Below are 405 nucleotides of genomic sequence, written 5' to 3'. Positions count from 1 at the left end.
CGGGTGAGTCGGTGTTGGTGCATGCGGCGACGGGTGGTGTGGGCACGGCCGCGGTGCAGATCGCCCGCCATCTGGGAGCTCAGGTGTATGCGACCGCGAGCCCGGCCAAGTGGCCTGTGCTGCAGGGCATGGGGATCGCGGCCGAGCGGATCGCCTCCTCGCGGACACTGGACTTCGCCGACACCTTCCCCACGGTCGATGTCGTGCTGAACTCGCTGGCCGGCGAGTACGTGGACGCCTCGCTGGGCCTGCTGGCCGACGGCGGACGGTTCCTGGAGATGGGCAAGACCGACATCCGCGATCCACAGCAGACCGGTGAAGCCCGCCCGGGTGTCGCCTACACGGCCTTCGAGCTCCTGGACGCGGGCCTGGACCGGGTCCAGGCCATGCTCGGTGAACTCCTCG

At 69.9% G+C, this 405-nt stretch carries 1 protein-coding gene; it reads left to right on the top strand.

What is annotated here, in order from left to right; genetic code table 11:
- Positions 1–405: zinc-binding dehydrogenase (locus ACLF6P_RS29980; RefSeq protein ID WP_415954566.1), on the top strand; the 405-nt coding region annotated here is incomplete at both ends.

This window comes from Streptomyces lothianensis (genome assembly GCF_047779955.1).
Lineage (GTDB): Bacteria > Actinomycetota > Actinomycetes > Streptomycetales > Streptomycetaceae > Streptomyces.
The sequence above is the reverse complement of the archived record's forward strand: the minus strand, read 5'-3'. Positions and strand labels throughout refer to the sequence as shown.